This is a genomic window from Vibrio sp. E150_018 (genome assembly GCF_053544035.1).
This window is the reverse complement of record NZ_JBHGNY010000001.1, coordinates 50,773-77,492: the sequence shown is the minus strand read 5'-3', so window position 1 is coordinate 77,492 and position 26,720 is coordinate 50,773. Positions and strand designations below refer to the sequence as shown.

The 26,720-nt window shown below is 42.0% G+C and carries 26 protein-coding genes and 1 pseudogene; 16 read left to right on the top strand and 11 right to left on the bottom strand.

The annotated features are described in order from the left end of the window. Positions 1 to 18: 18 nt before the first annotated feature. The 3 genes from ACE3G9_RS00365 to narQ all read right to left on the bottom strand — a co-directional run bounded on the left by ACE3G9_RS00365 (position 19) and on the right by narQ (position 3,455). The gene (locus ACE3G9_RS00365; protein ID WP_449218113.1) at positions 19 to 717 is read right to left on the bottom strand and encodes a riboflavin synthase subunit alpha; all 699 of its coding nucleotides are present in this window, start codon (positions 715 to 717) and stop codon (positions 19 to 21) included. 74 nt (positions 718 to 791) lie between these two features. Further along, positions 792 to 1,427 carry a response regulator gene (locus ACE3G9_RS00360; protein ID WP_417880947.1) on the bottom strand — a complete coding sequence of 212 codons (636 nt, stop codon included), beginning with the start codon at positions 1,425 to 1,427 and terminating at the stop codon, positions 792 to 794. A gap of 285 nt (positions 1,428 to 1,712) precedes the next feature. Then, positions 1,713 to 3,455, bottom strand: coding sequence for a nitrate/nitrite two-component system sensor histidine kinase NarQ (narQ, locus tag ACE3G9_RS00355; RefSeq protein WP_449218112.1), 1,743 nt, complete (start codon positions 3,453 to 3,455; stop codon positions 1,713 to 1,715). Between the two features lie 242 nt (positions 3,456 to 3,697). Here narQ and napF point away from each other — a divergent pair, with 242 nt between their 5' ends. The 7 genes from napF to ACE3G9_RS00320 all read left to right on the top strand — a co-directional run bounded on the left by napF (position 3,698) and on the right by ACE3G9_RS00320 (position 9,430). Then, positions 3,698 to 4,183: a ferredoxin-type protein NapF gene (napF, locus tag ACE3G9_RS00350; RefSeq protein WP_417880949.1), complete on the top strand. Its 486-nt coding sequence runs from the start codon at positions 3,698 to 3,700 to the stop codon at positions 4,181 to 4,183. 44 nt (positions 4,184 to 4,227) lie between these two features. Continuing rightward, positions 4,228 to 4,503 (top strand): chaperone NapD, encoded by a 276-nt coding sequence (locus ACE3G9_RS00345; protein WP_449218111.1) that lies wholly within the window; start codon positions 4,228 to 4,230, stop codon positions 4,501 to 4,503. A gap of 62 nt (positions 4,504 to 4,565) precedes the next feature. After that, a complete protein-coding gene (gene napA, locus ACE3G9_RS00340; RefSeq protein WP_417880951.1) occupies positions 4,566 to 7,058 on the top strand; it encodes a periplasmic nitrate reductase subunit alpha in 2,493 nt (830 codons plus the stop codon). 74 nt (positions 7,059 to 7,132) lie between these two features. Then, positions 7,133 to 7,612, top strand: a complete 480-nt coding sequence (locus ACE3G9_RS00335) for a nitrate reductase cytochrome c-type subunit (RefSeq protein ID WP_417880952.1) — start codon at positions 7,133 to 7,135, stop codon at positions 7,610 to 7,612. 69 nt (positions 7,613 to 7,681) lie between these two features. Next, positions 7,682 to 8,257: a NapC/NirT family cytochrome c gene (locus ACE3G9_RS00330; RefSeq protein WP_417880953.1), complete on the top strand. Its 576-nt coding sequence runs from the start codon at positions 7,682 to 7,684 to the stop codon at positions 8,255 to 8,257. A 27-nt stretch (positions 8,258 to 8,284) separates the two neighbouring features. After that, positions 8,285 to 8,422, top strand: a complete 138-nt coding sequence (locus ACE3G9_RS00325; RefSeq protein ID WP_083962801.1) for a TIGR02808 family protein — start codon at positions 8,285 to 8,287, stop codon at positions 8,420 to 8,422. Positions 8,423 to 8,674: 252 nt separating this feature from the next. Then, positions 8,675 to 9,430, top strand: a complete 756-nt coding sequence (locus ACE3G9_RS00320; RefSeq protein ID WP_417880954.1) for an SDR family NAD(P)-dependent oxidoreductase — start codon at positions 8,675 to 8,677, stop codon at positions 9,428 to 9,430. Positions 9,431 to 9,680: 250 nt separating this feature from the next. On the opposite strand, the gene ACE3G9_RS00315 is transcribed toward ACE3G9_RS00320, so the two are convergent. After that, entirely contained in the window at positions 9,681 to 10,214 is a 534-nt protein-coding gene (locus ACE3G9_RS00315; RefSeq protein ID WP_449218110.1) for a glutathione peroxidase, read from the bottom strand. Between the two features lie 191 nt (positions 10,215 to 10,405). On the opposite strand from ACE3G9_RS00315, the gene nirB reads away from it, so the two are divergent. From nirB to cobA, 4 genes are all read left to right on the top strand, one after another. Continuing rightward, a complete protein-coding gene (gene nirB, locus ACE3G9_RS00310) occupies positions 10,406 to 12,988 on the top strand; it encodes a nitrite reductase large subunit NirB (RefSeq protein ID WP_449218109.1) in 2,583 nt (860 codons plus the stop codon). Further along, positions 12,988 to 13,350 (top strand): nitrite reductase small subunit NirD, encoded by a 363-nt coding sequence (gene nirD / locus ACE3G9_RS00305; protein ID WP_417880957.1) that lies wholly within the window; start codon positions 12,988 to 12,990, stop codon positions 13,348 to 13,350. Before nirB ends, nirD begins: the two co-directional genes overlap by 1 nt. Before the next feature lie 165 nt (positions 13,351 to 13,515). Next, entirely contained in the window at positions 13,516 to 14,331 is an 816-nt protein-coding gene (gene nirC / locus ACE3G9_RS00300) for a nitrite transporter NirC (RefSeq protein WP_417880958.1), read from the top strand. A gap of 133 nt (positions 14,332 to 14,464) precedes the next feature. Further along, complete coding sequence (gene cobA / locus ACE3G9_RS00295) at positions 14,465 to 15,220, top strand: uroporphyrinogen-III C-methyltransferase (RefSeq protein WP_449218108.1); 756 nt, start codon at positions 14,465 to 14,467, stop codon at positions 15,218 to 15,220. A gap of 13 nt (positions 15,221 to 15,233) precedes the next feature. On the opposite strand, the gene ACE3G9_RS00290 is transcribed toward cobA, so the two are convergent. The 3 genes from ACE3G9_RS00290 to ACE3G9_RS00280 are packed head-to-tail and all read right to left on the bottom strand — an operon-like array spanning position 15,234 to position 16,409. Next, positions 15,234 to 15,506, bottom strand: coding sequence for a GIY-YIG nuclease family protein (locus ACE3G9_RS00290; protein WP_449218107.1), 273 nt, complete (start codon positions 15,504 to 15,506; stop codon positions 15,234 to 15,236). Between the two features lie 3 nt (positions 15,507 to 15,509). Then, positions 15,510 to 16,166, bottom strand: coding sequence for a YceH family protein (locus ACE3G9_RS00285; protein ID WP_417880961.1), 657 nt, complete (start codon positions 16,164 to 16,166; stop codon positions 15,510 to 15,512). 33 nt (positions 16,167 to 16,199) lie between these two features. Then, positions 16,200 to 16,409: a hypothetical protein gene (locus ACE3G9_RS00280; protein ID WP_449218106.1), complete on the bottom strand. Its 210-nt coding sequence runs from the start codon at positions 16,407 to 16,409 to the stop codon at positions 16,200 to 16,202. A gap of 562 nt (positions 16,410 to 16,971) precedes the next feature. Between ACE3G9_RS00280 and ACE3G9_RS00275 the strand changes: the two genes are divergently transcribed. Then, positions 16,972 to 17,295, top strand: a complete 324-nt coding sequence (locus ACE3G9_RS00275; protein ID WP_417880963.1) for a DUF496 family protein — start codon at positions 16,972 to 16,974, stop codon at positions 17,293 to 17,295. 108 nt (positions 17,296 to 17,403) lie between these two features. Then, positions 17,404 to 18,051 (top strand): DUF2057 family protein, encoded by a 648-nt coding sequence (locus ACE3G9_RS00270; protein ID WP_449218105.1) that lies wholly within the window; start codon positions 17,404 to 17,406, stop codon positions 18,049 to 18,051. 149 nt (positions 18,052 to 18,200) lie between these two features. Here the strand turns inward: ACE3G9_RS00270 and ACE3G9_RS00265 are convergent, their stop codons facing one another. Then, positions 18,201 to 19,529 carry a DEAD/DEAH box helicase gene (locus tag ACE3G9_RS00265; protein WP_449218104.1) on the bottom strand — a complete coding sequence of 443 codons (1,329 nt, stop codon included), beginning with the start codon at positions 19,527 to 19,529 and terminating at the stop codon, positions 18,201 to 18,203. Positions 19,530 to 19,640: 111 nt separating this feature from the next. After that, a complete protein-coding gene (gene cra, locus ACE3G9_RS00260; RefSeq protein ID WP_417880966.1) occupies positions 19,641 to 20,636 on the bottom strand; it encodes a catabolite repressor/activator in 996 nt (331 codons plus the stop codon). Positions 20,637 to 20,946: 310 nt separating this feature from the next. On the opposite strand from cra, the gene fruB reads away from it, so the two are divergent. From fruB to fruA, 3 genes are read left to right on the top strand one after another with little or no spacing between them, the layout of a single operon-like run. Continuing rightward, the gene (gene fruB / locus ACE3G9_RS00255) at positions 20,947 to 22,080 is read left to right on the top strand and encodes a fused PTS fructose transporter subunit IIA/HPr protein (RefSeq protein WP_449218103.1); all 1,134 of its coding nucleotides are present in this window, start codon (positions 20,947 to 20,949) and stop codon (positions 22,078 to 22,080) included. 10 nt (positions 22,081 to 22,090) lie between these two features. After that, positions 22,091 to 23,074, top strand: a complete 984-nt coding sequence (gene pfkB / locus ACE3G9_RS00250; RefSeq protein ID WP_449218102.1) for a 1-phosphofructokinase — start codon at positions 22,091 to 22,093, stop codon at positions 23,072 to 23,074. Between the two features lie 18 nt (positions 23,075 to 23,092). Further along, positions 23,093 to 24,823 carry a PTS fructose transporter subunit IIBC gene (gene fruA / locus ACE3G9_RS00245; RefSeq protein ID WP_417880969.1) on the top strand — a complete coding sequence of 577 codons (1,731 nt, stop codon included), beginning with the start codon at positions 23,093 to 23,095 and terminating at the stop codon, positions 24,821 to 24,823. A gap of 172 nt (positions 24,824 to 24,995) precedes the next feature. Here the strand turns inward: fruA and ACE3G9_RS00240 are convergent. Both ACE3G9_RS00240 and ACE3G9_RS00235 read right to left on the bottom strand, forming a co-directional pair. Then, a pseudogene (locus ACE3G9_RS00240) lies at positions 24,996 to 25,345 on the bottom strand (transposase); the annotation flags it as partial. A gap of 48 nt (positions 25,346 to 25,393) precedes the next feature. After that, complete coding sequence (locus tag ACE3G9_RS00235; RefSeq protein ID WP_417880970.1) at positions 25,394 to 26,407, bottom strand: alpha/beta hydrolase family protein; 1,014 nt, start codon at positions 26,405 to 26,407, stop codon at positions 25,394 to 25,396. Between the last annotated feature and the right edge of the window lie 313 nt (positions 26,408 to 26,720).

Sequence of the window (26,720 nt, the reverse complement as noted above, 5' to 3'; positions counted from 1 at the left end):
AGAATAAACCGTTCGTTATTACTTATTTTTCATTTTTGCTAATTGGTCTAAGTGAATATTATTTTTCTCTAATAATTTCTCTAAAGCAGGGAATAATTCACCTAGGTTCTCTTCTAGAGTATCGCGCACCGTATCCACTAGAACTTGGGTACTGCGTTCGATTTCGATGTTTAACTTAGAACCGGCTTGCTTCAATTCAAACGTCGTCATTCGGCGAGTTTCAGGGATCAGCCAAACATCAAACCAGCCTTGTTTTTTATCAACATCAGAGATAGTTAAGCTCGCGCCATTAATCGCAATATAACCTTTCGGGAAAATATAACGTAACCATTGAGGTCTTACCCCAATACGGATGCGGTAGTTTTCTTCAATATGCTCAACACTGACGACTTGAGCGCAAAAATCAACATGGCCAGAAAGTGGATGTCCACCGATCTCAGCACCATCTTTCGCGGCACGTTCTGCATTCACTGTATCGTTTTCTACCACTTCACTGAGGGTGGTAATTTGCAGGCTTTTTAGCATCACATCAAAACGCAAAATGTTAGCGCTTACTATTTCAGTCACCGTTAAGCAAACACCCTCAATGGCAACGCTAGCACCAATTTCAATTTCCTGACAAAAGCCTTCAGGGAAAGCAATATCAAAGCTACGAATACCCTGATGATCGGTAACTTTTTTCAGTGTTGCAACGGCTTGAACAATACCTGTAAACATAAAACATCCAGCATTAAACGAAAGGAGTGACTATATTGTCAAAATTGTAGCTTGATACCAAGACAAAGAAGTGATTAATCTCGGCCATAAGTATCTAAGTACAAGACTGTCGCGGCCGTTCTTGAGGCAACATTCAGCTTCTTTAACAAGCTTTTCATGTGCACTTTTACTGTCGACTCTGAGATAAATAGGCGATCCGCAATTTGTTTATTACGATAACCTTTTGCGACTTCTTTCAAAATTTGCATTTCACGGTCAGTGAGCTGATCCATTAAGTTATCGCCTTCACCACGCGTTTCTAAATGCTCTTTTACTAGGTGACTATAAACTGGCTCACCTTGCTGTGCTTGCTTTAATAGTTCGATCAGTTCTTCAGGCTCACTATCTTTTAACAAATAACCATCCGCTTGTGCTTTGACTAGTGCATCAATGTCCGCTGGATTATCAGATACGGTTAAAATAATAATCTGACTATCAATATTTTCTTTGCGCATCGCTTTTAAAGTATCTAAACCCGACATGCCCTTCATATTTAGGTCCAACAAAATAATGTCGGGATCAAATTCATTGGCAAGCGCGATAGCATCTACCCCATTACTGGCTTCTCCTACTACTTCAAAGCAGCATTCTAAATTCAGTAGTTGACCAATACCACGACGCATTAATGGATGATCATCAACCAATAAAACTTTTGATACTAAATTTGTCATCTCGTTATTACCTACTAATCTATGTTCAAAAAAGAAGAAGAGTATTTATACCCAAGTGACGATGATATTACTCTTCTTCGTCGCTCTTATTATCATTGTTATTCGTTAACCTGAACTGCGGATAAGAAAGTGAATTAATTTTGTATATCAACACGTTAGTTAACTCTGTACCAGAGTGCCTCTATTTTTGATAGATAACTAGCAAAATCATAAGTCCATAGCTGGCGTATTGCGTTAATTTTAACGACGTTAGACGCAAAAAGAGGTGTGCTGGTGAGGCTTAAATTATCCAGGGTTCAGATTAGTTAATTCCATTTGTAAGCTTACTTTACTACCTTGTCCTCGCTCTGAAGTAATCTTAAAATCTGCCTTTAAACGAGAAGCTCTCTCTTTCATAATGCTCAATCCGTAATGGTTGAGCTTAGGCTTATTAATATCAAAACCAACACCGTCATCATCAACATTAATATGGATAAGATTATTTTCATGGTAACAATTCACATTAATGTGATCGGCTGATGAGTGTTTAATTGCATTGAGTACAGCTTCTCGTATAAATTGCAGTAAATGTACTTGTTGTTGTGCATCTAAATCAATTGAAAGCAATTGATTATCAACGATTAACTGAGCTTTTGTATGTGCTTTAAGTGGCTCCAGTAGCTGCTTCAATGCTTCGCCAAAATGAGCCTCTTCAATTTTAAGGCGGAAAGTACTTAAGAGCTCTCTTAATTGAGTATAAGCTTGGGCTAATACTTCATCAACGTCCTGAATGATGTCTGTTGCAACCTCGCAACGTTTAGCACAAAGATCTTGATTTAAACTCCGCTTAAGTAAAGTGACTTGAATTTTTAGGTATGACAATGACTGCGCTAATGAATCATGTAACTCCCGTGCAATAGTCGCACGTTCTTGCATTAAGATCAGTTGTTCGGTTTGCTTTTGATTATGGCTAAAATACAAAGCTCTAGCAATAATATGACCTAAGCTCTCCATCACTAAGTTCACGGCTTTATTTTGTGTTTGTTGCCATTCGAGCTTACCTAATGGCATACCATTTTCTTCTAATGAAAAACTTTTCCAACTTGAATATTGATCACAATGACCAGAGACGAGTTGAATTTGGCCCCCTTCATTTTCATCGATCGATAAACGACAAGCCTGTATTCCATCCACTCGTTTAAAAGTGTCCAATACCAACTGAAAATCATGAATTGTTAACCGCGAACTCGACAACGCTTCTGAACAATTATATAAAATTTTTAATGAATCATTCGCTTGCTGTAATTCTCTGGTTTTCTCATCAACAGCCAACTCTAAGCCATGATAAAATAACGCCAACTCTCGAGCCATCGACTGGTAGCATAGATTCAATACATCTAATTCAGTTTGATTATTCATATCTAACTGAATATCAAAGTTTTTATTTTGAATCGATTCGCTCGCTGCAACCAATTGGGCTAAAGGCTTGACGACTTTATTTCGGGTAAATCGAACAATTAAAACCGTGATTCCAAAAATCAAAAACAGACATAATGCACCAGCCAGAGCAAACATCTTTAGTTTATTTTCAGAAAAGCGCTGCAAATTTAATACGAACAAATCAAGCTCATCGACCAATGTGCTCACTTGATGTAAATACACATTTTGATTACCAGATTGAATTTGAGATGAAAGCTGAGACCATCGCTCTACAATTTTTTGGTATTGTTCACGAATAGTGTTGGGTACTAATACATTATCAAGTGATTGCATACTCGATGATCGAAGCGATTTATCCATACTTACCATATGTTGTGTAAGCTGCGGAGATTGACTTTGAATATCATACGCTAAGCGATAACTTTGCATCCTTAACGATCCTGCTACATTGATCACTTCAGCATCTTTTAAACTATAGGTGATAGTGAACATCGCAACAAATATCGCCACAAGGGCTAATATAATAATTGAGCCGAGTCCCTTCGCTATCGTTGTTGCAATCGGTTTTTTTGGGGCCACATAATGGTCTGAATTAACGAGAATATTCACCTATCACCTAGTTTTTAATCGAAATAAACCTTTCTTCTATAGGTAATATTACTTGAACGATGGAAAATATGTGAGCTTTCTACAAGTGATTAATTGATCTAGAACAACCCTACCCCTCAATTACCCCTTTGTAGGTATTTCAGCTTTACCTATAAAAACTACAATTTTCGTGTGGGAAATTAAAATATTTAACTGAACTATTATTGGTCATGATAACGGGTTCGTTTTACAAGGTATCTGGCGTGTCTAACTCTCAAGTAAACCTCTCAAGGCGGCAATTATTTACTCGCCGTAAAGATGCCGATAAACCCAATTTACCTTGGGTGAAAAACCATATTTTTACCGATGCGTGTATCCAATGTGGAAAATGCATTCAAGCATGCCCTGAAAAAATAATAAAAACCTCAGATGGTGGCTTTCCTCGGGTTGATTTTAATTATGGTGAGTGCACTTTTTGTTATCAATGTGCAGAAAGTTGTCCCGAGCCTTTATTTCACCCTAAAACAGACCTTCCTTGGCAGGTCAAAGCGCACATTACTGATGAGTGTTTAGCCAAAAAAAATGTTGACTGTCGTTCATGTGGTGACAGTTGTGAGCCTCAAGCTATTCGTTTTAAATTGGCGATAGGCACAGTCGCTCAGCCCGAAATAGATACGCATCTCTGTAATGGTTGTGGTGCCTGTATATCAGTCTGTCCAACATCAGCCATTACCATTAAAGAGTCGTAAATTAATTGGTTTGAATAAACCTAATAACAATATAGAGAGCTGTAATGTCGCTTAATGAAGTTCATATCTCAAGTTTAGTCGTTCATGTTATACCCGAACATTTAGCATCCATAAAAACGGCAATAGAGTCTTTTGAAGGAACCGAAATCTACGGCGAAAGCGAAGAAGGGAAATTGGTTGTCGTAATTGAAACTGAAAATCAGGGTTACATTACCGACACCATTGATGCGATCAATCAACTTGATCACGTCTTAAGCACCGCATTAGTTTTTCATCAAATCGAGGACAATCTCGATGATGAAGCAGAAATAACGGAATAATAACAATTAAGTACTTAATTATTTTTAAGTAAAACACTGGATTAAAAACCCGAGGGTGATGTATGAAAATGACAAGACGTGCGTTTGTTAAAGCAAATGCAGCCGTTTCCGCCGCCGCCGTCGCAGGGATAACCCTCCCCGCTTCTGCTACTAACCTGATCGTAAGCTCAGACGAAACCGCCATCAAATGGGATAAAGCTCCATGCCGATTTTGTGGTACTGGCTGTTCGGTTTTAGTTGGTACGCAAAATGGCCGCGTTGTGGCAACACAAGGTGATCCTGAAGCGCCAGTAAACAAAGGTTTGAACTGTATTAAAGGCTACTTCTTATCGAAAATCATGTACGGTAAAGACCGTTTGAATACGCCATTATTGCGTATGAAAGATGGGAAGTTCGATAAGAATGGTGAGTTTGCACCTGTTTCTTGGGATCAAGCTTTCGATGTAATGGCTGAGAAATTCAAAAAAGCCCTTAAAGAAAAAGGCCCCACCAGCGTCGGTATGTTTGGCTCTGGCCAGTGGACAGTCATGGAAGGTTACGCGGCTTCTAAATTAATGAAGGCAGGTTTCCGATCTAACAACATCGACCCGAATGCTCGTCACTGTATGGCTTCTGCGGTAGTTGGTTTCATGCGTACTTTCGGTATTGATGAACCAATGGGTTGTTACGATGATTTCGAACATGCGGATTCTTTCGTACTTTGGGGTTCAAACATGGCAGAAATGCACCCTGTACTTTGGACTCGTATTACTGACCGTCGTTTAAGTCACCCACATGTGAAAGTAAACGTTCTTTCAACTTACTATCACCGTTCTTTTGAATTAGCTGATCGCGGCATGGTTTTCCACCCTCAATCAGACCTTGCGATTGCTAACTTCATTGCTAACTACATCATCCAAAATGATGCAGTAAACTGGGATTTCGTAAATAAGCACACCCACTTTAAACAAGCAGTAACCGATATTGGTTACGGCCTGCGTGATGACGACCCTCTACAGCTAAAAGCGAAAAACCCGAACTCAGGCGACATGTCTGATATCAGCTTTGAAGCCTACAAAAAATCAGTGGCGCCATACACCGTAGAAAAAGCCTCTGAAATGTCAGGGGTACTACCAGAAGACCTCATTGAACTAGCCAAGCAATATGCGGATCCAAACCGTAAAGTGATGTCACTTTGGACGATGGGTATGAACCAACATACTCGTGGCGTTTGGATGCAAAGCTTAGTGTACAACCTACACTTGCTGACAGGTAAGATTTCAGAACCAGGCAACAGCCCGTTCTCACTAACTGGTCAGCCATCGGCGTGTGGTACAGCTCGTGAAGTAGGTACCTTCTCACACCGTCTACCAGCAGATCTGGTCGTTGCCAATCCTAAACACCGTGCGATTGCTGAGAAAATTTGGAAACTACCAGAAGGTACTATTCCACCAAAACCTGGCTTCCACGCAGTACAGCAAGATCGCATGTTGAATGACGGCGTACTCAATGCTTACTGGGTAATGTGTAACAACAACATGCAAGCCGGTCCAAACATCAATACTGAACGTCTTCCTGGTTACCGCAACCCTGATAACTTCATCGTATGTTCAGACCCATACCCAACAGTCACCGCGCAAGCATCTGACCTGATTCTTCCAACGGCAATGTGGATTGAAAAAGAAGGCGCTTACGGTAACGCAGAACGCCGTACTCAAGCTTGGTACCAACAAGTATCACCTGTTGAAGGGGCAAGATCTGACCTTTGGCAAATCATGGAATTCTCAAAACGCTTCAAAATTGAAGAGGTGTGGCCTGAAGAGTTGATGGCGAAAGCACCAGAGCTTCGCGGCAAGACCATGTACGATATCTTATTCCGCAACGGTAATGTTGATAAGTTCCCGCTAGAAGAAGCGCAAGAGCTTAACGATGATGCTAAATCAGCTGGTTTCTACGTACAAAAAGGCCTGTTTGAAGAATACGCTGAATTTGGTCGTGGCCACGGTCATGACTTAGCACCTTACGATGTTTACCACACAGTACGTGGTCTACGTTGGCCGGTCGTCGATGGTAAAGAAACCTTATGGCGCTTTAACCCAGAATATGACCCATACGCAAAACGTGCTGGTCGTGACTTCTATGGTCAAGCTGATGGTAAAGCGCTAATTATTTCAGCGCCTTACGAAGCACCACCGGAAGTGCCAAATGAAGAATTCGATTTATGGTTATGTACTGGCCGTGTTCTTGAGCACTGGCATACCGGCACCATGACTCGTCGTGTGCCGGAGCTATATAAAGCTGTACCAGATGCGCATTGCTTCATTCATCCCGATGATGCAGAAGCTCGTAACTTACGCCGTGGTGATGAAGTTCTTATCCAATCGCCACGTGGTGAAGTGCGCGCCCGTGTTGAAACTCGTGGTCGTAACCGTCCGCCACAAGGCTTGGTTTTCGTACCGTTCTTTGATGCTCGTATCCTAGTCAACAAATTGATTTTAGATGCGACTGACCCACTATCTAAACAGACTGACTACAAGAAATGTCCTGTGAAGATCACGAAAGTTGGCAGTGTTTAAGACTGATTTAAGCACGAGCAATAAGAAATGATGGCCATTCGACATGAATGGCCAACAAAGAATCGGAGAAGATTATGAAAAAAATCATCATGGCATTGATCGCCGCAAGTGCATTGATCATAGGTGCCGTACAAGCTGAAGATGGTGACATCATTACCCCCGCTAAAACCAATCCAGGTGGTATCGGTGGTGTTCAATCATTACGTGGTAGTGCCGAACTTGAAGCAACACGCCCTGCCGACGACTTTAAACGTTTCCCAAAAGATCACAAAGTCGATAGCAACTATGTGTACCAACCACCATTGATACCACATACGATTCGTAACTACGAAGTGTCGTTAAATGCTAACAAATGCCTTGCTTGTCATAGCTGGAAAAATGCTAAAGAGATGGGGGCGACAAAAATCAGTGTAACGCACTATGTAAACCGTCAAGACGCGGTATTGTCTGACGTATCACCTCGTCGTTACTTCTGTTTGCAATGTCACGTACCTCAAGCAGATGCAAAACCGTTAGTTGAGAACAAATATGAGCCAGTAGACTCATTAAAATAAACGCTGCGCCTAGGTGAACTGTAAATCAATATGATGAAAGAGTGAACCTAGGCCAAAAGAGAGACGATTATGAAAATCTTAAAAAACTTTTGGAAGCGTTTATCCACCCCAAGTAAAGCAGCAGCAGGCGTTATCCTGTTTATGGGCTTTATGGGTGGTCTACTCTTCTGGGGCGCATTTAACACTGGTATGGAAGCAACCAACACAGAAGAATTTTGTTCTGGTTGTCACGCACCTATCGTGAAAGAGATTCGTGAAACTATTCACTACTCTAACCGCTCTGGTGTTCGTGCCATTTGTTCAGACTGTCACGTACCACATCAGTGGACAGACAAAATTGTACGTAAAGTACAAGCATCAAAAGAGCTACTTTTCCACTTTATCGGTACCATTGATACTGAAGAGAAATTTAAAGCGCGTCGTGGCCACCTTGCTCACCGTGAGTGGCAAAGGATGAAAGAGAACGACTCGAAAGAATGTCGTAACTGTCACCAATTTAACTACATGGATTTCTCAGAACAAGGTCCGCGAGCCATAAAACAGCACTCGACAGCACTGGCTGATGGCGATAAAACATGTGTAGATTGTCATAAAGGCATCGCACATAAATTGCCTGACATGAGAGATGTGGAAGGCTGGCAATAAACCACCAGATAAAAAGGAGAAAGATTTATGGGTACTCTAGAATACGTTATCTGGCATATATTAGGTTACGCAGCCATGCCTGCGATTATCCTAGGTGGATTTGCTGCTGTGGCGGCCATTTGCATCGCTATTTTATCTTTCACTAAAGATAAGCAAATCGACTAGCCTGTCGTTTACTAGCTTTTATAGCCAAAGTAACTGGGTGTATATCAATCGCCTGAATATCTAATTATTCAGGCGATTTTTTATCCTTTCAAAAATCGCTTACTGGCGTTCAGCCAAGTAACTTCAAAATGAAGAATTCAATAAGCCATCTATTTCTTTGTTATGCCTCATTTATCTCGGTATGATTAACGGCAATAGGACAGCTTCTCGCTATTCCGCCATTCTTTATCACTTTCAAACAAGGAACGATTTATGACAAATATCGCTTTTATCACGGGTGCCACTTCTGGATTTGGCCGAGCGGCTGCGCGTCGTTTTGCTCAAGATGGTTGGTCTTTAGTTTTATCTGGCCGTCGCATGGAACGTTTAATTGAATTGAAAGAAGAATTAAGCGGCGTTCCGGTACATATCATGCAGCTCGACGTTCGTGATGACCAAGCGGTGAAAACTGCCGTTGCCGAACTGCCTGCTGAATTTTCTCAAATCAAAGTATTGATTAACAATGCCGGTCTTGCTCTTGCACCACAAAGTGCTGAAAAGGTCGACCTTAAAGATTGGCATACTATGATCGATACCAACATTACTGGTTTGGTCAATGTGACTCATGCCCTACTACCAACCCTAATTGAAACGGGTGCAGGTTCAAGCGTAATTAATATTGGTTCAATTGCGGGTGAGTGGCCATACCCTGGCAGCCATGTTTACGGTGCGAGCAAAGCCTTTGTAAAACAATTTAGCTATAACTTACGTTGTGATTTATTAGGCACCGGTGTGCGTGTCACAGATATTGCCCCTGGCATGGCGGAAACCGAATTTACACTAGTTCGCACTAAAGGCGATCAGGCTGCCTCTGATAATCTATACAAAACCACCACTCCGCTAAGCGCTGAAGATATTGCTGAGCAAATGTTCTATGTTGCGACATTGCCAGATCACATCAACATCAACCGATTAGAAGTCATGCCAACTCGTCAAGCTTGGTCGCCATTTGCAGTTGATCGTGATTAATAGCTATCTTACCTAGTCGCTACCTTATTAAGAATATTACCAATCACAATCAATAATTCAGCAGCACATACAAAAAGCTTCTAGTAAATTGGAAGCTTTTTTATTGGATTTATCCGCAGACTATCTATAGCCAAAGTAATTGGAGTTGCAGTGAGGCGACAAGTGAATGAAGCCCCATGAGCATAGCTCGCCTATGTGATTGGGGTGAATGAGTGCAGTCAACAAAGCTGCATCTTCAAGTACGAAGGATTTAGAGCAACTTTTCAATATCTTCAGCAAGCTCTTCTGCCAAATAGGTTGGCGAATAACGCTCAACCACTTTCCCCTCTCCATCGACAAGAAATTTGGTGAAGTTCCATTTGAGTTCCCCATCATCAAAGACTTGACCAATTGAGGTGAGCTTTTCAAGTAAACTTTCTGAGGCATCATTGGATTTATCGTCATGCCGCTGCATTTTCAAATGCTTAAATAATGGATCGGCATCTGGGCCATTGACTTCAATTTTAGCGAAGTTGGTAAAGCTCACGCCATAGTTCACCTGACAGAAATCCATAATACCTTGATCATCTTCTGGCGATTGCTCCAAAAATTGATTACAAGGAAAACCCAGCACTTCAAATCCTTTGTCTTTATAGGCTTGATGTAGCGTTTCCAAACCTTCTAGCTGCGGTGTTAAACCACACTTGGTTGCAATATTAACAATCAATAATATCTTGCCGTGATACTTAGACAAGCTAACTAACTCACCCGACACTGCTCTTACTTTAAAGTCATGTACATTCATCTTAATCACTCCTTAAATTATCTTCTTCCAAGTGCTATTTACACCTTACACTTTTACCTACTCTTTGGTACTACCATTTTAGGGCTACCACTTTAGGGTAGTTTTAGTTCAGAATTGATTTGAATCAGTATTCTTGCTCACCGTTTCGCCATGATAACCCCAGTTAATTTATTTTTATGGGCGAAATATATATGAATAAGATCAAACTCGTCGTCATCGGTAACGGCATGGTTGGCCACCGTTTTATCGAAGATATCGTCGAAAAAGGTGATTTAAACCAATACGAAATCACGGCATTTTGTGAAGAACCCCGCGTCGCTTATGACCGAGTTCATCTCTCTTCATACTTCTCCCATCACACGGCTGATGAGCTATCCCTTGTTAAAGAAGGCTTCTATAAAAAACATGGCATTAATGTCTTAATTGGTGAGCGTGCCATTAATATTAGTCGTGAAAACAAAACTGTGTATTCAAGCTCTGGTCGTGAAGTGCAATATGACAAGTTGATCATGGCGACCGGTTCTTACCCATTCGTGCCGCCAATTAAAGGCAACGAAAGTAAAGACTGCTTTGTATACCGTACGATTGAAGATTTAAAAGCGATTGAAGCGACCGCGAAGAAAAGCAAAAGCGGCGCGGTAATCGGTGGTGGTTTACTGGGTCTTGAAGCCGCTGGCGCATTAAAAGCACTCGGTGTTGAAACTCATGTCATCGAATTTGCGCCTGTATTAATGGCGGAGCAGCTTGATCTACAAGGCGGCTTGAAACTACGCAACAAAATCGAACGTATGGGTGTGCAAGTTCATACCAGTAAAAACACATTAGAGATATTACCCCAAGGTGACAGCGCCCGTAACACGATGAAATTTGCTGATGGCACCGATTTGGAAGTCGACTTTATCGTGTTCTCTGCGGGTATTCGCCCTCAAGATCGTCTATCTCGCCAAGCAGAATTAGAAATTGGCCCACGCGGCGGTATCGCCATTAATGACCATTGCCAAACCTCCGATCCAGACATTTACGCAGTGGGTGAGTGTGCTTCTTGGAATGGCGTTTTCTTTGGTTTAGTGGCTCCGGGTTACAAAATGGCGCAAGTGGCGGTTGACCATCTGTTAGGTAATACAGAAAGCCAATTCACTGGCGCTGACATGAGTGCCAAGCTGAAATTACTTGGCGTAAAAGTGGGTAGTATTGGTGATGCCAATGGCCGTACACCAAACTGTAAGAGCTTTGTTTACCAAAACGATGAAGAAGACGTGTATAAGCGCTTGATCGTTTCTGCAGACAATAAAAAACTGCTAGGTGCGGTATTAGTCGGTGATACATCAGATTACGGCAATTTACTGCAATTGCACTTAAATGATATGGATCTACCTGAGCATCCAGACACCTTAATTCTTCCTGCTCATGCTGGCGCAGAAAAACCATCAATGGGTGCCGATGCACTACCTGATTCAGCAGTAATCTGTTCTTGTTTTGATGTAACGAAAGGCAAAATTGCGGCCGCGGTTGCTGAAGGCCACACCACACTCGGTGATATCAAAATGGTCACCAAAGCCGGTACTGGTTGTGGTGGTTGTGTTCCAATGATCACGCAAGTACTGAATGCTGAGCTAGCTAAAGCCGGTATTGAAGTTAAAAATCATATCTGTGAGCATTTCGAATATTCTCGCCAAGAGCTATTCCACCTATGTCGTATTGAAGGTATTCGTTCATTCGATCAACTGCTTGAAAAACACGGCCACGGTTATGGCTGTGAAGTATGTAAGCCAACTGTCGGCTCTATCTTAGCGTCTTGCTGGGGCGACCACGTCTTAAAACCACAGCATGTTGGCCTCCAAGATACCAATGACAACTTCCTTGGTAACCTACAAAAAGATGGCACTTACTCTGTTATCCCTCGTATGGCCGGCGGTGAAGTGACCCCTCAAGCTCTAGCAGTACTTGCTAATGTGGCGGCCGAATACAACCTGTATACCAAAATCACTGGCGCACAACGTATTGGTTTATTTGGCGCGCAAAAAGATGATCTTCCAGCCATCTGGAAAACACTCATCGAAGCGGGTTATGAAACCGGTCAAGCCTATGCTAAAGCACTGCGTATGGCGAAAACCTGCGTAGGCAGCACTTGGTGTCGTTTCGGCGTGCAAGATAGTGTTGGCCTAGGTTCTTACCTAGAAAACCGTTACAAAGGCATTCGTACCCCTCACAAGATGAAGTTCGGTGTATCTGGCTGTACTCGTGAATGTGCGGAAGCTCAAGGTAAAGATTTAGGTATCATCGCCACCGATGCAGGCTGGAACATGTATGTCGGTGGTAACGGTGGTATGAATCCTCGTCATGGTGACCTACTGGCTTCTGATTTAGATAAAGAAACCCTAATCAAGTACATCGACCGTTTCATGATGTTCTACATCCGTACCGCGGATAAATTACAACGTACATCAGTATGGCTAGAAAACTTAGAAGGCGGCGTAGACTACCTACGCAAAGTCATTATTGATGATACCTTAGGCATCAATGATCAGCTTGAAAAAGATGTACAAACACTAATAGACAGCTACACCTGTGAATGGACTAACACGATTAATGATGAAAGCCAGTTAACCCGTTTTGCTCATTTCATCAACAGCGATGCGCGCGATGAAAACGTGGTATTTGTTCCTGAGCGAGAACAACACCGTCCAGCGACATTTACAGAGAAGCACCCACACTTACGTGGTGACATTCTACACACCGACCTAAACGATAAAAAAGTAACGGAGGAAGCGTAATGACTAGTCAACCAAATACGAATCAAAAAAGTCATAAACCTAGTTGGGTAAAAGTCTGTGCGCTCAGCGACATTACGCCAAAAACTGGGGTTTGCGCCCTAGTGAACGGTAAGCAAGTTGCGATCTTCCGTCCACGTTTTGATGAGCAGCTCTTCGCCATCAACAACATGGACCCATTTGCTCAATCGAACGTGTTATCTCGCGGTTTAATTTGCGAGCACGATGGTGAACTTTGGGTTGCCAGTCCACTTAAAAAACAACGTTTCAACCTAGAAACTGGTCGCTGTCTTGAAGATGAAACCATGAGCGTACAAGCTTATGAGATTCGTGTAAAAGGTAATGAAATTGAGGTGAAGGCGTAAACGACTTTCGAAATCTCGTGACTCGTTTCTCGGACTGCCCTTTCGAGAAACGAGATTCGATAACCGCGCACCGTTAATAAGTTTCCATATCCATAGCGATTCCCTTTCCATCCTGAATCGCTATTAGTATTTAAACTTTAATTTTAACTTTTGTAGGAAATCATTATGTACGCAGACACCATTAAAAAGTGCTCGAACAACGCGGCTCGTATCGTCAAGCTTGCTGATAATAACCCTCTGGGTTTTTGGATTAGCTCAGCGATGGCAGGCGCTTATGTCGGCATCGGCATTATTTTAATTTTCACTTTCGGAAACCTTGTTGATCCTTCTATTCGTCCAATTGTCATGGGCGCAACTTTTGGTATTGCATTAACACTGGTGATCATTGCTGGCTCTGAACTGTTCACAGGTCACACTATGTTTTTGGCATTTGGCGCATTAACTGGCCAAATTTCTTGGAAAGATAATACGCGCATCTTGCCACAAACTTGGCTAGGTAACTTAATCGGCTCCGTATTAGTTGCTTACCTATTCTTCCTTGCTGGTGGCGGAAATCTTCTACCAGATGCAAAAAGCTTCTTACACGCAGCAGCACTAGGTAAAACAGCAGCGCCTGCTAGTGTACTATTTTTTAAAGGCATTCTATGTAACTGGTTAGTATGTTTAGCAATTTGGATGTGTCAACGTGTTGAAGGCAGCAGTAAATTCATCGCTATTTGGTGGTGTTTATTGGCTTTCATCGGCGCAGGTTTTGAGCACTCAATTGCTAACATGACTATTTTTGCACTTTCTTATTTTGGTAACCATTCAGATGCCTTCACACTAGTGGGTATCGGCCACAACCTACTATGGGTATCATTAGGTAACTTGGTTTCTGGTGCGATCTTTATGGGCGTTGGTTACTGGATTTCAACACCAAAAGCAGAGCGTCCGATTTTTGATAAAGAAGACGTTGAGAGTGTACAGGAAGTAAAAGCGTAAACGTTCCTCGGCGACTCGTGGCTCGTTACTCGGCACTGGTTTTGATGAAATCTTGTTCGAGCAACGAGTCACGAGAATCGCTACACTAAACTCAATCATTGTCTCCTACTTTATTCGGTTTTCGGAGTTCACTATGCAGGCCACCTCTTTTAACGCTCGTCCATTCGTTTCCCTTGTTGGCGCTGGTCCTGGCGATCCGGATTTACTGACCATGAAAGCTTATCGCTTGGTTCAATCAGCGGATGTGGTGGTTTATGACCGCTTAGTTTCAGAAGAAATCATGGCATTAGTGAATCCTAATGCAGAGCGATTGTTTGTGGGTAAAAAGCTGAATCATCATTGTGTGCCGCAAGATCAAATCAACCAAATATTGGTCGACAAAGCGCTGGAAAATAAGCATGTGGTGCGTTTGAAAGGTGGTGACCCATTTATCTTTGGTCGTGGCGGTGAAGAGCTAGAAACTCTTGTCGAAAATGGCGTTGAATTTGAAGTCGTGCCGGGGATTACTGCAGCATCAGGTTGTAGTGCTTATGCCGGAATTCCGCTAACTCATCGCGATCATGCGCAAAGTGTGCAGTTCATTACTGGGCATTTAAAGAAAGAAGGTCAAGATATTCAATGGCCGAGTTTGGCGCAAAATAACCACACTTTAGTCTTTTATATGGGACTCAAACAAGCACCCGTAATTCGCCAAAACTTAATAGCAAATGGACTACCGCATGAAACCCCATGTGCAATTGTGGAACGAGGCACTACTCCTCAACAACGCGTGTTAACAGGCACATTAAAAGAGTTAGAGTCACTAGCAACTCAAGCCATCAGCCCATCACTCATCATTGTTGGTAGCGTGGTTTCACTGCACCACCAACTACATTGGTTTGAGCGATAATACGAGATGATAACTATTGAGTGATAAAACTTTCTTTTGCCGCTTTACTCAGTTTTTTAATGCGAATTTCTTCTTTAAGCGCCGCACTTTTATCTGCCACTTGTTGTGACCAGACTAGTGAGAGCGGCCCCTTCCCTCTTAAATACTTAGCACCTTTACCCGTTTGATGTTGCTCAAACCGACGTTCAAGATCATTCGTAATACCACAATAAAGCGTCTTGGTTCGTGTACGAATTAAATACACGAACCAAGATTTTTCTGTTGGTTGAGAAGATGTGGTTGGCATACGTTAATCTACGATCAAGGCTTTCAGTTCTTCAACCTGTGCTTTCAATTCAGCGACTTGTTGCTCTAAAGTGCTGATACGTTCTTCATATTGATTGCGGCTAGAAGAAACGGATGTTGGTGCTGTATTAGCATAAGATTCAACATCCACCTCGCCACAGAACAAATGTTGATAGCGTGATTCACGTTTACCCGGCTCACGTGGCAATTTCACTACTAAAGCCCCTTCTTCACGTGATGCCATTTGCTCCAATAACGCTTCAACTTGTTTCACATCAGTAAATTCACATAGGCGATTGGTCCGAGTACGGATTTCACCGGGAGTTTGCGCACCACGCAATAACATGCAACATACGATGCCACGCTCTTGGTCTGTTAACTTCAATGAGCCAAATTCGGTATTACAAAAACGATGACGAAATTTAGACACGCGACTATTAAAACCACTTTCATCTGTCATTAAGCGGCGATCAATCAAAGCGTTTGCAGCATCCATCACTTCCGCTTCGCTCAATGCCATCACAGGATCACGGTTGCTTTTTTGATTACAAGCGGTGGTAAGGCTATTTAGAGTGAGTGGGTAGTAATCAGGAGTCGTCACTTCTTTTTCAATTAAACAACCAATGATTCTGGCTTCAATTGGGGTGAGTTCTATATTCATATTGTTTATTCCTTGGGCCTGTTACTCATAACATCAATGATCCCAGCGATAAGGGCGATAGATCTGGCGACCATTATCTGCCACGACGACAATTTGACTTCGATTCAAATCTAAATCGATTCTTTGCATCATCTTACGTGACTTTAAATAGGCTTTCCTAAAACGCTGCTGTGCAGTACCTTGGTCGCAAGATTCGGTCGTGACTGACGCTTTATTGTCTGCTGTTGAATTATTCTCTGTCATTCTTAATCAGATTATCTATAAAGTTACTTGGGTATAGATCAACATATTATTATTAAGATATTGGTTTTGTATGTGAATAAATCAAGGTCACACCTCACTCAACTAAAATTTAACCTGCCCAAACATCATAATTGATGAATTTTTCATCTAGTAAGTATCAATGAATTCAATTCATCACAATGTAAGACTATGCTTTTAGGCTTATCCTTATATACCCAAGTGACTTTAAGGTGTGAGTTTCAGCAAGAATAAAACAAGCTTTAGGCAAGACAAATTGAATATGATCATAGTGATTCTATCTCTGTTCAATTTAACGCAGCATAAAGCTTGTTTTAACTTGCCCTTCGGGAGCTTCATCCAAACCTGTATACCGCGTCAGATTGGTTTGAAAGGTGTCTACATTCCTTCGCCAATCTTCCTTGCCTAAAGGTTTGGATGATAGCTCTGAATCCTGCACCTTGAAGTCACTTGGGTATATTTTTTTGATCTTAACTCTGTTTTGTCTGTTAGGTATATGGTTTAATTTGAAAAGTTAATTAATCATCAGAATTAGGAAGAAACTATGGCTAACGTATTTGAAATCGTAAACCAAGCTCGTCGCAAAAATAAACTTAAACGCGAAATTATTGATAATGAAAAGAAAATTCGTGATAACCGTAAACGTGTTGATTTACTAGATAATCTACTTGATTACATTCACGCAGGAATGACTCACGAAGAAATCGTGGAAATTATCAAGAATATGAAAGCTGATTATGAAGACCGTGTTGATGATCACATCATCAAAGGTGCTGAAATTTCTAAACAACGCCGTGAAATCAGTCGAAAAATCCGTGAACTGACTGAAGCAGACAAACTACAACACACAAACGCAAAAAATAAGTAATGGTTTAATATATAAAAGGGCCTCTGTTATGAGGCCTTTGTTTTGTTACTAGAGATTTAACTTTACCGCGCTTTATGTGAAATCACTTAAATCTACAAGGAAATAATAATGACTCTGAAACGTGTGCTTTTAAAACCAATAACACTTTGTGTCTTACTCGGCTTAAGTTCTTCCGCTTTCGCTAATGTTGTCATTAATATTCCTTCTGAAGTTGATGTATTAGCAGCCAATAGCCAAAAAGCAGAAATTGAAGGTGGTTTTTTCTCAAGCACTAAGTCTATCACTTTACCGAATGGTGAAAACCAAATCGTCTTCCGTTACAACCCAGTATTCAAACAAGGTAATGATCAAATAACCGTTACTACTGATGCTATCATCACCAAATTTACTGCCTCAGATACTGAGTTAAATTTTGACCTTCCTAAATACCGTAATGCCGATCTCGCACGAGACTTTGATCATAACCCAGATTGGAAATTGGTTAAAAAAGATGGAAATGCTATTGAAGTAAAACAAGATAAGTTGTTAAAGCCGGGTGTTCAACTTGGTCGTAACTACGATCAAGAATCCGTTGCTTACAACAAAACCGGTGGCGTAGCAGCCATCATGCCAGCAGCAACGGCTGCAGTCGCACTAAAAATGCCGGCTAACAGCCAGTACAAAACCACTGAAGAACAAATGTTGCACTACTGGTATGAGAAAGCCGACAGTGAAACCAAGCAACGCTTCCTGCAGTCGATTATTCAAGCGAAGTAATACCCCAACCAGTAATTAAAGTAACATTAAAGCGAAAGAACGCCGTTAACAAAACTGCGGCTTCAAATACCAAGGGTATAAAAAGGGCTTATCTACTCTTCCTAGTTAAAAGTAGATAAGCCCTTCTTTTATTTGGCTAAGCCAATGTTTTATTCATCATCAACGATTGGTTTCTTTTTCTTCTTGATCATGAAAACTTGTTCGCCAACATCGACATTCTTATAGAAGCTCTTATCACGTTTGACTGGCTTCTTAACCGTATTAGATTTCTTAGTCACTTTCTTCGTACTCGCCGCCCCTTTTTTCACAAAAGGTTTACGTGGCTTAATACCTTTAAATTTACCTTTCAAACCTTCAAGTACTGAGAAGGTCAAATCTTGCTGTAGGTAGGTTTCGACATTCTTAAAACTCACCCAGTCTTTCGGGCCAACTAATGAGATTGCGGTACCTTTGTTGCCAGCACGCCCCGTACGACCAACACGGTGTACGTATTCTTCAGTATGTTTTGGCATATCAAAGTTAATCACGTGGGTTACGTTTGCAATATCAAGACCACGAGACGCAATATCGGTCGTTACAAGAATCTTATGAACGGCACGCTCAAACTGGCTCATGATGTTATTACGCTGAGTCTGATTTAACCCACCACTTAACGCCACCGCTTTGAGCTGTTTCTCATTTAGCTTAGTAGTTAAGCGTTCCGTATCACTACGAGTTGCGGTGAAGATAATCACTTGTTTGTATTCCGCTTCTTCAAGCAGTCGCTCAAGAATCGCTTCTTTATGATCGAGGTGATCACAAAGGTAAAATGATTGGTCGATATCTTTATGTTCTTCTGCTGATAAACCAATTGAAATACGTTTTGGATCGCTAAGCATTTCATTCGATAAACCGCTTACTTCGGCATGATCAAGTGTTGCTGAGAACATTAACGTCTGACGACGACGGTGTTTAGCTGCGTTATGAATACGGCGTAATTCTGGAGCAAAACCTAGATCTAGCATGCGGTCAGCTTCATCAAGAATCAGCGTTTCAACCCCTTCTAAATATAAAGAGCGATGCTCAAGGTGATCGGCTAAACGGCCTGGTGTTGCCACGATGAATTTCGGATATTTACGTAGTGCTTTCACCTGGTCGTTAAAGTTTTCGCCACCAACAATCAAAGTGCCAGTGTAGGAAAGACCGCCAAGCATGGCTTTTAGCTCACCGAATACTTGTTTCGCTAGCTCACGGGTTGGAGCCAAAATCACACCACGAGGATCTTTAGCAGAAAAGGCTTTGGTTTTTAACGCTTTATGCAGCATAGGCAAAACAAAGGCTAATGTTTTACCTGAACCCGTCTTGGATGAAGCCAATAAGTCTTTACCTGCAATCGCAACTGGGATCGCTTGACGCTGAATATCCGTTGCTTGTGCAAAATTGTAGTGTTGTAAGTTTTTCAGTAGACGATTATCTAAACCAAGATCTTTAAACTGCAAAGGGGTGCTCCAAAAGAAATAAAAATAAACTCATGTGCATAATAGCATAAGGCATCCGTGGCTCCCTCATACTTTTATCCTTAAGTAACTTCAAGGTAGTTTTCAATTCATTCAGGTCATTCTATTTCTGACATTCAACCTACGCGCCACCAGCTCTACTCCAGGCTTATAGCGTTTCGCGGAGGCATTCAAGGCAAGTTCTAACGCGCTGTCGGCAATGGTTTCAAAACGTTGAGATAGCGAGTTAATTTTAATCGGTAAGAAATCCAATAAACGATTATCACCATAAGTGGCAACCTTAACTTTACCCATCAGTTCTGAGTATTCGAATAACACATCAAGCACACCTTCTAACAAAGTGTAAGAAGTGGTAATGATCGCGTCTGGCATCGTGCCTTGATCTAGCCATTTTTGTATCGCTGAACGACCGGATTGAGAATTAAACAACGCGCCATACTCAACGTACGTTTGCAAAGGCTTATTATGTTGACGAACAGCCGCTTCAAAACCTAGTTGACGTTCTTTGGATATATTCAAATCGGGTAATGCACCAATTAACCCCACTGAGGTAACATCATCAAACAATACCGAAGCAGTCAAACTTAAAGCCCCCTCAAAATCTTCGCTGATCACGCAACTAAAGTATTCATCATCTAATGGGCGATCGAGAGCAATCACCGGAATACCACGCGTTTGAATGTTAGTGTAAAACTCATTGGCATCTGGAAGAGAGCTTGCGACAAATAACGCATCGATCCGACGACTGACCAAAGCATTGACCACTAATTTTTCAGTTTCCGGATCGTCATCAGAGCTACCAATCAAAATTTGATAGCCCGCCTGACGAGAATTAAATTCCAATAATTTAGCGAGACGCGCATAACTGCTGTTTTCTAAATCCGGTATCACAAGCCCAAATGAACGGCTTTGCCCGGCGCGTAAAGAAGAAGCTGCATGATCAGGTTGGTACTGATGCTCTTCGACTACAGCCATGACTTTCTGCTGTGTTTTTTGACTAATACGGTACTTGGTCGCTTTACCATTGATGACATAGCTCGCTGTCGTTTTTGATACTCCTGCGAGTTTGGCAATTTCATCAAGCGTCATCGGGTTAACCTCTTTTATTCACGCTTATGTGCACTGGATCAAAAATTTTTTATTTCGATCATTTTCTTATTTGAATTATATGCTGAATCGATTCAGTATGAAAGCTGAAAGGATTCAGCAAATTTTAAGTTTAGTCACATTAACGAAAAAACCTCTTATGTATTACTCAATATATATAAGTAACTTTATCAATACGTGGCAAAGCAATTAACATTTGCTGAATTTTTTCACTTTAAAGCTGAATCGATTCAGCACAATCAAAAATAATTTCGACCGTTAATTATTAATACGGCTAAAAGAGAGACGTATCATGCTAACTATCACCACTCAAGAAGTGACGCTGACACAATCGGCATCAGATAAATCAACGGCAATTAAGAATATTGCCGCGACGTTAACTCAACAAGGTTATGTGGAGTCTGGATATGTCAAAGGCATGCTGACCCGTGAAGAACAATCTTCGACCTTTTTAGGTAACGGTATCGCCATTCCACACGGTACGACTGATACACGTGGCCTAGTACAAAAAACCGGCGTAAGCGTTCACCACTTCCCAGAAGGTGTGGATTGGGGAAATGGTACGGTTTATGTCGCGATTGGTATTGCTGCAAAATCTGACGAGCACTTAGGCATTTTAAAACAGTTAACGAAAGTCCTGTCAGCCGATGGTGTGGAAACGGCACTAAAAAATGCCAAAACGGAGCAAGACATCATCGATATATTAAGTGGCCAAACTCAACTTACTGCAGATTTTGATGCTTCATTAATTCAATTGAAATTTCCAGCCAGCGATATGCTGCAAATGACAGCCGTCGCCGGTGGTCTACTCCGCAATACAGGTTGCACAACTGATGAATATATTTCTGAGATCATCACCAAAGCACCAACTGAATTAGGCAATGGCTTATGGTTAATCAGCGGTGGTGCCGGCGTGCATCGCTCTGCCATGTCATTTGTTTCAACCGCTAATGATTGTGAATTTGAAGGTAAGCCAGTTAAAGGATTAATTGCCTTTGCTGCTTGTAATGCAAGTCATAAACCTCTACTAGATAAATTAACTCAATTGATTTTATCCCAGCGTCAAAATGACATTTTAGATTCAGATATCAATCACTTACTTGAGCTATTCGACCTCACTGAAAAAGCACCAGAAATCAATGAAGATGCGGCCAACACAGCCGTATTTAAAATCAAAAACACTCACGGCTTGCACGCTCGCCCTGGCGCGATGTTAGTAGCCGAAGCTAAGAAGTTTGAATCTACGATTCGCGTTGAAAACTTAGATGGCGAAGGCGGCAGTGTGAATGCTAAAAGCTTAATGAAAGTGATCGCATTAGGGGTAAAACATGGTCACCGTCTGCAATTTACTGCCGATGGTACCGATGCCGAGTTAGCACTCACTTCGATTGGTAAAGCGATTGAATCAGGCCTTGGTGAAGGTTAAGGAAGTTGGTATGTCTATCAAAAAAACGTCATCTAAAAAAGTGGTCACGATTACCTTAAACCCGGCCCTTGATTTAACTGGTCAGTTAACTGATAACCTCAGCGTTGGTAGTGTCAGCCTAGTATCGAGCAGCACATTGCACCCTGCAGGTAAAGGCGTCAATGTCGCGAAAGTACTTTCTGATTTAGGTGCAGATGTGACGGTCACTGGTTTCTTAGGTGCCGATAACCAAGAAGCATTTTGTCAGTTATTCAAAGGAATTAACGCCAACGACCGTTTTATTCGCGTCTCTGGAGCCACTCGTATCAATGTCAAATTGGTCGATCAAGCCAGTGAGGTAAGTGACATTAACTTCCCTGGTGTCGAAGTCGATCAAACCGCTATTGAAGCTTTCGAAGCCACCCTTGATGAGCTTGCCAATGATCATGATTACTTTGTGATGGCGGGTAGCCTACCCCGTGGCATTAGCCCAGAGCTTTGTGCCCAGTGGATTGAATCGCTACATCAAAAAGGCAAAAAAGTGATTTTTGATAGTAGTCGTCAGGCACTAAAAGCAGGTCTGAATTCTCACCCTTGGCTCATTAAGCCCAATGATGAAGAGCTTTCAGATCTAATTGGAAAAGAGCTACATAGCATCGAAGATTGCCAGCAAGCCGCGCAAACTTTGGAATCAAAAGGCATCGACAACATTGTGGTATCCATGGGTTCTAAAGGCGTGATGTGGCTAAACCAAGGTCAATGGCTACAAGCTAAGCCGCCCAAAATGGCAGTAGTGAGCACAGTAGGTGCTGGTGACACTTTGGTTGCTGGACTGATTTGGGGGCACATTAACCAAGATTTGGACAAAGACAATTGGCCACAACAGCAAATTCTAAGCTTTGCTACAGCATTATCAGCATTAGCGGTTACTCAAACAGGCGTTGGCGTAACCGACCTTAATACCGTGAAAAACCTACAACAAAAAATTCGCACTGAAACGAACTCTCGTATATAGAAGAGCTAAGGATATCCTATGAATATTGCCATTATAACTGCATGCCCAAGTGGCGTTGCCAACAGCATTATCGCCGCTGGTGTACTAGAACAAGCAACTAAAGCATTAAACTGGAATTCAATCATTGAATGCCAGTCTTCCCTCATTCCTGGTAGCGAACTAACTCAAGAACAAATTGATCGCGCTGAAGTGATCGTCATTGCAGCCAATACTGCCGTTGATACGACGCGTTTTGTCGGCAAGAAAGTGTACCAAGGTGATATCAACTCTAGCTTGAATGATGCACAAGCTTGGCTTGAAAATGCCGTTAAGCAAGCAAGCGTATTAGAGCAATGCTCCACACCTACTGAGCAACCACAAACTAACAGTCAAGCTAAGATCGTCGCGATTACCGCTTGCCCTACGGGTGTCGCTCACACCTTCATGGCAGCGGAAGCGCTAGAAGAAACCGGTGCGAAACTTGGTCACAAAATTAAAGTAGAAACTCGTGGTTCAGTTGGTGCAAAAAATCAACTGACCGATCAAGATATTGCCGAGGCTGATCTCGTCATAATTGCAGCAGATATCGAAGTACCATTGGACAGATTTGTAGGTAAAAAGTTATACAAAACCAGCACAGGTTTGGCTTTAAAGAAAACCGAACAAGAATTTGCCAAAGCTTTTGAGCAAGCTACACCACATCAAGCCGGTCAACAATCAAGTTCTTCTAGTGCATCTTCAGAAGAAAAAGCTGGCGTCTACAAGCACTTAATGACCGGTGTTTCTCACATGCTGCCATTAGTGGTTGCCGGTGGTTTGGCAATTGCTCTCTCATTCGTTTTCGGTATCGAAGCCTTTAAAGAAGAAGGGACGCTAGCGGCAGCCTTAATGACAATTGGTGGAGGTTCAGCCTTTGCATTAATGATCCCGGTTCTGGCGGGGTTCATTGCATTCTCCATTGCCGATCGCCCGGGTTTAGCTCCTGGTTTAATTGGCGGTATGCTTGCTAGCTCAACAGGTGCAGGCTTCATCGGCGGTATCATTGCCGGTTTCCTAGCCGGTTACGCAGCTAAATTTATTGCTGAGAAAGTGAAGCTACCGCAATCAATGGAAGCGTTAAAACCAATTCTGATCATTCCATTATTAGCGAGCTTATTTACGGGTCTTGTGATGATCTACATTGTCGGTGGCCCGGTTTCAGGCATTATGACCGCAATGACTGAATTCCTAAACAATATGGGTTCAGCTAACGCAGTACTACTTGGTATTATCCTAGGCTGTATGATGTGTTTCGACTTAGGTGGCCCAATCAACAAAGCCGCTTACACATTTGGGGTTGGTCTATTAGCATCGCAAACTTACGCACCAATGGCAGCGGTAATGGCCGCAGGTATGGTTCCAGCGCTAGGTATGGGCCTAGCGACATTCTTAGCCAAAGATAAATTTGCTCAATCTGAACGTGAAGCTGGTAAAGCATCTTTTGTTCTGGGTCTGTGCTTTATCACAGAAGGTGCGATTCCATTTGCTGCGAAAGATCCAATGCGCGTAATCCCAAGCTGTATGGCGGGCGGCGCATTAACCGGCGCACTTTCTATGCTATTTGGTGCAAAACTAATGGCACCACACGGCGGCTTGTTTGTATTATTAATTCCAAATGCAATTAGTCCGGTGCTTTTATACCTTGTGGCAATTATTGCCGGTACGGTAGTAACCGGCGTGACTTATGCCTTCTTAAAAAACAAGGCTGAAGCTCAGGCAGTTACGGCTTAATTAATTAGTTGCTTAACTTAAATTCTAGCCATCACTTTACAGTGTAAACCGCGAGTCATATTGCATGGCTCGCGGTTTTTTTTGTTTTCAAATAAATATACCCATCAGATCCATAAAGATCTCAAAATTTAATCTATCTCTCTTTATATTTTTGCAAAGTATGTGTTTAACCTCAGATCTGCATAAGAAATTGCTTTTCTAGCCGAGTCACTTTAATACTCGGCTTTTTTCTTGAAAAGTATAAACAATTAATCCTGCGACTAAATTCACCATGAAGCTAATACAGTTTCTGTGTCTAGTATGCTCTATCTGGGAGATGTTTTTTAATTGGTCAAACACAGCTTCGGTAATAAACCTCTTCCGTAACATTAACTTACCCTATAACTTCATAGCCTTAGGTTTCATATTTTTCCTAGAACCAGTGATAAAGTTACTCTCTTTTTGAGCGAATTCATCATGTAATATTTCTGATACGTAGCCCTTATCTCCGTAGAGATTTCCCCATAAATCTCTACACATATCACTGGTTCAAGCAGACAATGCGTAAGAAGCTCCGCATTGTTGCTATTCTTATGACTTTGTTAACCCAGCCAAAATCACATCCAAAATGTATTGGTGATTATCCTTTCTGGACACCTCGTCACGTTCATAGCAAAGTGCTTCTTCTCCTTCTGATGCAAGAATTTTAATGCCACGTTCAGTACATTCTGCGAACGCACTAAACTGAGTTGCACTGGGGATTTCTTGATGTGTCACATTGGGAAGAGCAACGAGTGATTTAGCAGGTGTCAGTGCGGGATGTTGCGAGGCAGAAAGTGTCATTACGGTGATGGTATTGTTCATCAAGGCCAGAGTTTTGGAGGCAAAGGTTTTCGTTAACTCAGGGTTGATAACGACGACCGATTTCAGTTTGTTTTCAGACTGAAACCGGGGGAATTTTTGATCCGGGGTGTTGGTAATATCAACGTTATTTTCACGTAACCAATGACAGTCTACATTGGTGGCGTTGTGACACGATGTTCGGTATTTTTCGGGGCTTATCTGTGCACCGGAGAGCATCAGCATAGATGTGCCGCCCAGAAAAAAGCCGACCCCCTGCACTTCATCAGTATCTACACCTCCGGACAATATCTCGACCGAACTTAATTCATTCAGCCCAAGCACCAAATCACTAGTCCTGAATGTGATTTCATCAACAGCCATTTCTGCATTGATTTCGTTCGGTGCAGGAGGCTTTGGTACAACAACGACATAACCTTGTTGCGCCAGGCTCGAGGCTATCCAACCACTGTGGGAAAATGCTGACCGTATTCCACCCTGCGACAAAAGCACAACGGGAAATTTTCCACTTGCTAACGGGGCATCTAACTGCGTTTCGACTGATTTAAAAATGTTCCCCCTGCCAAACGTGAAATTGTTTTTTTCGTTCGTTGTAGGATACCAGTAATAGACTTCTACATATTTGTCTCTGTCTTCGCTGAATACCGTTTTGACTGTTAGCCCAGAATGGTATTTTGGCTGCTTCGCACTAACACTGACACACAAGGTACTGAGTAGAAACAACATTATTATATTGGCTTTCATTTTTCCTTCCCTCAACCTATCAAGATATTACTCAGTACGACATATGGGAAATAATGTGCAGGAAATTATTCATATATTTTTGCCAAACATAGCAATAAAGTTACTCGGAGTCGAGTAACCCAAAGCAAGTGTTTGCTATGGACTGCTCCAACACACTCTTAGACGTAAATAAGTCACATCCGCCCTCCCTTGGCTGTAAATCTTGATGCCAAGTATTTTTCATTGGTAAAGGGAGGGCGTTCTTTGTGCTTCCTTTCTGTTTAGTCAAATGCATCGAAGGGAAGCTGGATGGGTTAGTTACGCTAAATTACTT